This is a genomic window from Rhizobium sp. Root482, from assembly GCF_001426565.1.
Classification (GTDB): Bacteria; Pseudomonadota; Alphaproteobacteria; order Rhizobiales; family Rhizobiaceae; genus Pararhizobium.
This window is the reverse complement of record NZ_LMFA01000021.1, coordinates 395956-402279: the sequence shown is the minus strand read 5'-3', so window position 1 is coordinate 402279 and position 6324 is coordinate 395956. Positions and strand designations below refer to the sequence as shown.

Below are 6324 nucleotides of genomic sequence, written 5' to 3'. Positions count from 1 at the left end.
GCAGTTCTACTTCCGCACCACCGACGTGACCGGCATCGTGTCGCTTCCGGAAGGCACGGAAATGGTCATGCCCGGCGACAACGTCACCGTTGCCGTCGAGCTGATCGTGCCGATCGCCATGGAAGAAAAGCTGCGCTTCGCCATCCGCGAAGGCGGCCGCACCGTCGGCGCCGGCATCGTTGCATCCATCGTCGAGTAATCGACGCTAAGGAAACGGCGTTTCATCACGCCGTTTCCTCGATCATTTGTTGGTCGAAGCATGCGATTTCCTCGTATGCCTCTCGAATTGGCGGGAGCGTGAAAAAAACACGCTTCCGTAGGCGTTCGGTCATTGTGCCGGACGTTAATTCCGTATATTTGGCGGGTCGATTTGCAGATTCGGACAGGGAGCGATTTGCTCCTTGTGCTCTTTGAAGCATCAGCACCCGGTAACGAACGACGAAGTGCCTCGCCTGAGGCCTTCGCCCAAAAGAGAACAAGGACAAGTCGAATGAACGGCCAAAACATCCGCATCCGCCTCAAGGCGTTTGATCACCGGATTCTTGACGCTTCTACGCGCGAAATCGTGTCGACGGCCAAGCGTACCGGTGCAAGCGTACGCGGCCCGGTGCCGCTTCCGACCCGGATTGAAAAATTCACGGTCAACCGGTCGCCTCACGTCGACAAGAAGAGCCGCGAACAGTTCGAGATGCGTACCCACAAGCGCCTTCTTGATATCGTCGATCCCACTCCGCAGACCGTTGACGCGCTGATGAAGCTCGACCTGGCTGCCGGCGTCGACGTGGAAATCAAGCTTTAATAACAAGGAAGGTACGTGGATTTCGGTCCAACGGCTTCCAAAAACGGGCGACCCTTTGATCGAGTGATCCGAGGGAGACCTTAAACCAGAGATGCAACGGGGTTCTCTCCGTCGCTAACTCTTAAGAGGAATGAACCAATGCGTTCAGGTGTGATTGCACAGAAAGTCGGGATGACCCGCGTCTATAATGACGCTGGTGAGCATGTCCCGGTCACAGTATTGCGGATGGAAAACTGCCAGGTGGTGGCCCATCGCACGGAAGACAAGAATGGCTACACCGCAGTTCAGCTCGGTGCCGGCCAGTCCAAGGTCAAGAACACAAGCAAGCCGCTGCGTGGCCAGTTCGCCGCCGCCAATGTAGAGCCGAAGGCCAAGGTCGTCGAGTTCCGCGTTTCGTCGGACAATCTGATCGATGTCGGCGCCGAACTCACCGCAAACCATTTCGTCGCCGGCCAGCTCGTCGATGTCACCGGCACCTCCGTCGGTAAGGGTTTCGCTGGTGCGATCAAGCGCCACAATTTCGGTGGTCTGCGTGCAACGCACGGCGTGTCCGTATCACACCGTTCGCATGGTTCGACGGGTTCCAACCAGGATCCGGGCCGCGTCTGGAAGGGCAAGCGCATGGCTGGTCACATGGGCCAGACGCGCATCACCACCCAGAACCTGGAAGTGGTCTCCACCGATGAAGACCGCGGTCTGATCCTCGTCAAGGGCGCCGTACCCGGCTCCAAGGGCGCATGGATCGTCGTTCGCGACGCCATCAAGTCCGGCACTCCGGCGGACGCTCCGCGTCCGGCCGCCGTGCGCGCAGCCAAGTAAGGGGGCCAGATCATGGATCTCAAAGTCACCACACTCGAGGGCAAAGAAGCCGGTAAGGTTTCCCTGTCCGACGCGATTTTCGGCCTTGAGCCGCGCGAAGATATCATTGCCCGCGTCGTTCGCTGGCAGCTCGCCAAGAAGCAGCAGGGCACGCACAAGACCAAGGGCCGCGCGGAAATTTCCCGCACCGGCGCCAAGATGTTCAAGCAGAAGGGTACGGGCCGCGCCCGCCACCATTCGGCACGCGCTCCGCAGTTCCGCGGCGGCGGCAAGGCCCACGGCCCGGTTGTTCGCAGCCATGCCCACGACCTGCCGAAGAAGGTTCGCGCTCTTGGCCTGCGCCATGCGCTGTCCGCCAAGCTTCGCGCCGAAGAGCTGATCATCGTCGACAACCTGGTTGCCGCTGAAGCCAAGACGAAGGTGCTGACCGGCGCATTCGCGACGCTCGGCCTGACCAATGCGCTGTTCATCGGCGGTGCCGAACTCGATGGCAATTTCAAGCTCGCAGCCCAGAACATCCCGAATGTGGACGTTCTGCCGGTCCAGGGCATCAATGTTTACGATATTCTGCGCCGCGGCAAGCTCGTCCTGTCCAAGGCTGCAGTTGAAGCTCTTGAGGAGCGGTTCAAATGACTGATCTTCGCCACTACGATGTGATCGTTTCTCCCTCGATCACCGAAAAGTCGACCCTGGTTTCTGAACAGAACCAGATCATCTTCAACGTCGCCAAGGATGCGTCGAAGCCGGAAATCAAGGCTGCGATCGAAGCATTGTTCGGCGTCAAGGTGACGGCTGTGAACACGCTGGTCCGCAAGGGCAAGCTGAAGCGCTTCCGTGGCTTCGCTGGCCGGCAGAAGGATGTCAAGAAGGCGATCGTCACACTTGCTGACGGTCAGACCATCGACGTCTCCACCGGACTCTGAGGAATAGAACAATGGCATTGAAAAGTTTCAATCCGATCACTCCGAGCCAGCGTCAGCTGGTCATCGTCGATCGGTCCGGCCTGCATAAGGGCAAGCCGGTCAAGTCGCTGACCGAAGGCCTGTCCTCCAAAGGCGGTCGCAACAATACCGGACGCATCACCGTGCGTTTCCAGGGTGGCGGTCACAAGCGCACCTACCGTCTGATCGACTTCAAGCGTCGCAAGTTCGACGTTGAGGGCACGGTCGCACGTCTCGAATACGACCCGAACCGCACGGCGTTCATCGCGCTGATCAACTATGCGGACGGCGAGCAGGCCTATATCATCGCTCCGCAGCGCCTTGCTGCCGGCGACAAGGTGATCGCTTCGGAAAAGCAGGTTGACGTGAAGCCCGGCAATTCCATGCCGCTTCAGTACATGCCGGTTGGTTCGATCGTTCACAATGTCGAGATGAAGCCGGGCAAGGGCGGCCAGATCGCCCGTTCCGCCGGCGCCTATGTCCAGCTGGTCGGTCGCGACCAGGGCATGGCGATCCTTCGTCTGTCCTCGGGTGAACAGCGCCTCGTGCACGGCTCCTGCCTTGCAACGGTCGGCGCCGTATCGAACCCGGATCACGGCAACATCAACGACGGCAAGGCCGGTCGTTCGGTGTGGCGCGGCAAGCGTCCGCATGTTCGCGGCGTCGTCATGAACCCTGTTGACCATCCGCACGGCGGTGGTGAAGGCCGCACCTCGGGTGGTCGTCATCCGGTTTCGCCTTGGGGCAAGCCCACCAAGGGCAAGCGGACGCGCTCGAACAAGTCGACCGACAAGTTCATCATGCGCTCGCGTCATCAGCGTAAGAAGTAAGAGAGGAAGTCTCCAATGGCTCGTTCAGTATGGAAAGGTCCGTTTGTTGACGGCTATCTTCTCAAGAAGGCTGAGAAGGTTCGTGAAGGCGGTCGTAACGAAGTGATCAAGATGTGGAGCCGTCGCTCCACCATCCTGCCGCAGTTCGTCGGTCTCACGTTCGGCGTCTACAACGGCAGCAAGCATGTGCCGGTCAGTGTCAACGAAGACATGGTCGGACACAAGTTCGGTGAATTCTCTCCGACCCGGACCTATTACGGTCACGGTGCGGACAAGAAGGCAAAGAGGAAGTAATTATGGGCAAGGCAAAAGCCGAACGCCGGCTGAAGGATAATGAGGCGCAGGCAGTTGCGCGCACGATCCGCGTCAGCCCCCAGAAGCTCAACCTGGTTGCCGCGATGATCCGCGGCAAGAAGGTCGACCGGGCTCTGGCCGAACTGGAATTCTCGCGCAAGCGCATTTCGGATACCGTCAAGAAGACGCTGGAATCCGCGATTGCAAATGCCGAGAACAACCATGATCTCGACGTCGACAGCCTTGTCGTCGCCGAGGCCTATGTGGGCAAGTCCATCGTCATGAAGCGTTTCCACGCCCGTGGCCGTGGCCGCGCCTCGCGTATCGAAAAGCCTTTCGCGCATCTGACGATCGTTGTTCGCGAAGTCGAAGCTAAAGGGGAGGCCGCGTAATGGGTCAGAAGATCAATCCAGTCGGTTTCCGCCTCGGCATCAACCGCACCTGGGACAGCCGCTGGTTCGCCGACAACGCCGAATATGGTCAGCTTCTTCATGAAGACCTGAAGATCCGTGCCTATGTCATGGAAGAGCTGAAGCAGGCCGGTATCGCCAAGGTGGTCATCGAGCGTCCGCACAAGAAGTGCCGCGTCACGATCCACTCGGCTCGCCCGGGCCTGATCATCGGCAAGAAGGGCGCGGACATCGAAAAGCTGCGCAAGAAGATTGCCGAGATGACCAAGTCGGAAACGCATCTCAACATCGTTGAAGTGCGCAAGCCGGAAGTCGACTCGACGCTCGTCGCCCAGTCGATCGCCCAGCAGCTCGAGCGTCGCGTGGCGTTCCGCCGTGCAATGAAGCGCGCCGTTCAGTCCGCCATGCGTCTTGGCGCCGAAGGCATCAAGATCACCTGCGGCGGCCGTCTCGGCGGTGCTGAAATTGCCCGTACCGAATGGTACCGCGAAGGCCGCGTGCCGTTGCACACGCTTCGCGCCGACATCGACTACGGTGTTGCCGAAGCGCATACCGCCTTCGGTATCTGCGGCATCAAGGTCTGGATCTTCAAGGGCGAAATTCTCGAACACGACCCGATGGCTTCCGAGCGTCGCGCGTCCGAGAGTGATGCCCAGGGCCCCAGCAGCAACAACCGTCGTCGCGAAAACGCGTAACAGTCGTTCCTGGCAGCTAATATCGGAGAATTAAAAAAATGTTGCAGCCAAAGCGCACTAAGTACCGCAAGCAGTTCAAGGGACGCATCAAGGGCGTTGCCAAGGGCGGTTCCGACCTTGCTTTCGGTGAATTCGGCCTGAAGTCTCAGGAGCCGAACCGCGTCAACGCACGCGAGATCGAAGCGGCCCGCCGCGCGATCACCCGTCACATGAAACGTGCCGGCCGCGTCTGGATCCGCGTATTCCCTGACGTTCCGGTTACGGCCAAGCCGACCGAAGTTCGTATGGGTAAAGGTAAGGGTTCGGTCGAATACTGGGCATGCAAGGTCAAGCCCGGCCGAATGATGTTCGAAATCGACGGCGTCAGCGAAGAACTCGCCCGCGAGGCGCTTCGCCTTGGTGCTGCGAAACTCTCTGTCAAGACGCGCTTCGTTCAGCGCATTGCAGAGTAAGGAGTAAAGCCCAATGAAAGCCGATACCGTCCGCGCGCTCAGCGCCGATCAGCTCAACGAAGAGCTTGCCAAGCTGAAGAAGGAGCAGTTCAACCTGCGCTTCCAGAAGGCCACCGGCCAGCTCGAAAAGTCGTCGCGCATCAATGAAGTCCGCAAGGACATTGCGCGCGTCAAAACCATTGCCCGCCAGAAGGCGGCAGAAGCCAAGGCTTAAGGATCCAAGAATATGCCAAAACGCATTCTGCAGGGCACAGTCGTCAGCGACAAGAACGATAAGACCGTCGTGGTCCGTGTCGAGCGTCGATTCGCGCACCCGATCTTCCAGAAGACCGTTCGCCGGTCCAAGAAGTACAAGGCGCATGACGAGAACAACCAGTACAAGGTCGGCGATCAGGTTTCCATCGAGGAATGCGCGCCGATTTCCAAGGACAAGACCTGGACGGTCGTTTCCGTTCAGGCCTAATTCTTAAGACTTTCGCATCCGGCCCTTGCGTCGGCTGCGAAAATCTGTATGAAGCAGCGCAAGGACGCTCGGTTACGGGCGTTCTTTTGCTTTGAGCGCACGGAAGGTCCTGTTTCAAGGAAACCACCCTGGCAACGATCGATCCCGCGCGAGAACAGAAATTTCAGAAGCTGGAACAGGGGGCTCTCAGTCTGATGAGGCTGGCCCAACCGGTCCGGTCACAACAAGAAGGCGACCTGACATGATTCAGATGCAAACAAACCTCGACGTGGCGGATAATTCCGGCGCACGTCGTGTCATGTGCATCAAGGTGCTAGGCGGCTCCAAGCGTAAATACGCTTCGGTCGGCGACATTATCGTCGTTTCGATCAAGGAAGCTATTCCGCGCGGCCGCGTCAAGAAGGGTGATGTGATGAAGGCGGTTGTCGTACGTACCGCCAAGGACATCCGTCGTCCGGACGGCAGCGTCATCCGGTTCGATAACAACGCAGCTGTTCTTATCGACAACAAGAAAGAGCCGATCGGCACCCGTATCTTCGGACCGGTTCCGCGCGAACTTCGCGCCAAGAACCACATGAAGATCATCTCGCTGGCTCCAGAAGTGCTGTAAGGAGCGATAGA

12 protein-coding genes and 1 pseudogene are annotated in these 6324 nt (G+C 58.9%); all 13 read left to right on the top strand.

Annotated features, from left to right (window positions below; all coding sequences use genetic code 11):
- Nucleotides 1-199 (top strand): annotated as a pseudogene (tuf, locus tag ASD31_RS16120) (elongation factor Tu); the annotation flags it as partial.
- A 291-nt stretch (nucleotides 200-490) separates the two neighbouring features.
- Nucleotides 491-799 (top strand): 30S ribosomal protein S10, encoded by a 309-nt coding sequence (gene rpsJ / locus ASD31_RS16115; protein ID WP_003507767.1) that lies wholly within the window; start codon nucleotides 491-493, stop codon nucleotides 797-799.
- 138 nt (nucleotides 800-937) lie between these two features.
- Complete coding sequence (gene rplC / locus ASD31_RS16110; protein WP_056335775.1) at nucleotides 938-1618, top strand: 50S ribosomal protein L3; 681 nt, start codon at nucleotides 938-940, stop codon at nucleotides 1616-1618.
- A 12-nt stretch (nucleotides 1619-1630) separates the two neighbouring features.
- Nucleotides 1631-2251, top strand: coding sequence for a 50S ribosomal protein L4 (gene rplD / locus ASD31_RS16105; RefSeq protein ID WP_056335761.1), 621 nt, complete (start codon nucleotides 1631-1633; stop codon nucleotides 2249-2251).
- Nucleotides 2248-2541: a 50S ribosomal protein L23 gene (locus ASD31_RS16100; RefSeq protein WP_056335759.1), complete on the top strand. Its 294-nt coding sequence runs from the start codon at nucleotides 2248-2250 to the stop codon at nucleotides 2539-2541. Before rplD ends, ASD31_RS16100 begins: the two co-directional genes overlap by 4 nt.
- A gap of 11 nt (nucleotides 2542-2552) precedes the next feature.
- On the top strand, nucleotides 2553-3389 hold the full coding sequence (gene rplB, locus ASD31_RS16095) for a 50S ribosomal protein L2 (RefSeq protein WP_056335757.1): 837 nt from the start codon (nucleotides 2553-2555) through the stop codon (nucleotides 3387-3389).
- Between the two features lie 15 nt (nucleotides 3390-3404).
- Entirely contained in the window at nucleotides 3405-3683 is a 279-nt protein-coding gene (gene rpsS / locus ASD31_RS16090) for a 30S ribosomal protein S19 (RefSeq protein ID WP_056335754.1), read from the top strand.
- Nucleotides 3684-3685: 2 nt separating this feature from the next.
- Entirely contained in the window at nucleotides 3686-4075 is a 390-nt protein-coding gene (gene rplV / locus ASD31_RS16085; RefSeq protein WP_056335750.1) for a 50S ribosomal protein L22, read from the top strand.
- On the top strand, nucleotides 4075-4788 hold the full coding sequence (gene rpsC, locus ASD31_RS16080) for a 30S ribosomal protein S3 (RefSeq protein WP_056335745.1): 714 nt from the start codon (nucleotides 4075-4077) through the stop codon (nucleotides 4786-4788). Before rplV ends, rpsC begins: the two co-directional genes overlap by 1 nt.
- A gap of 38 nt (nucleotides 4789-4826) precedes the next feature.
- Entirely contained in the window at nucleotides 4827-5240 is a 414-nt protein-coding gene (rplP, locus tag ASD31_RS16075) for a 50S ribosomal protein L16 (protein ID WP_018239489.1), read from the top strand.
- Between the two features lie 13 nt (nucleotides 5241-5253).
- On the top strand, nucleotides 5254-5454 hold the full coding sequence (gene rpmC, locus ASD31_RS16070; RefSeq protein ID WP_037100598.1) for a 50S ribosomal protein L29: 201 nt from the start codon (nucleotides 5254-5256) through the stop codon (nucleotides 5452-5454).
- A 12-nt stretch (nucleotides 5455-5466) separates the two neighbouring features.
- Nucleotides 5467-5703: a 30S ribosomal protein S17 gene (gene rpsQ / locus ASD31_RS16065; protein ID WP_037100601.1), complete on the top strand. Its 237-nt coding sequence runs from the start codon at nucleotides 5467-5469 to the stop codon at nucleotides 5701-5703.
- Between the two features lie 241 nt (nucleotides 5704-5944).
- Complete coding sequence (gene rplN, locus ASD31_RS16060) at nucleotides 5945-6313, top strand: 50S ribosomal protein L14 (RefSeq protein WP_018328276.1); 369 nt, start codon at nucleotides 5945-5947, stop codon at nucleotides 6311-6313.
- Nucleotides 6314-6324: the final 11 nt, after the last annotated feature.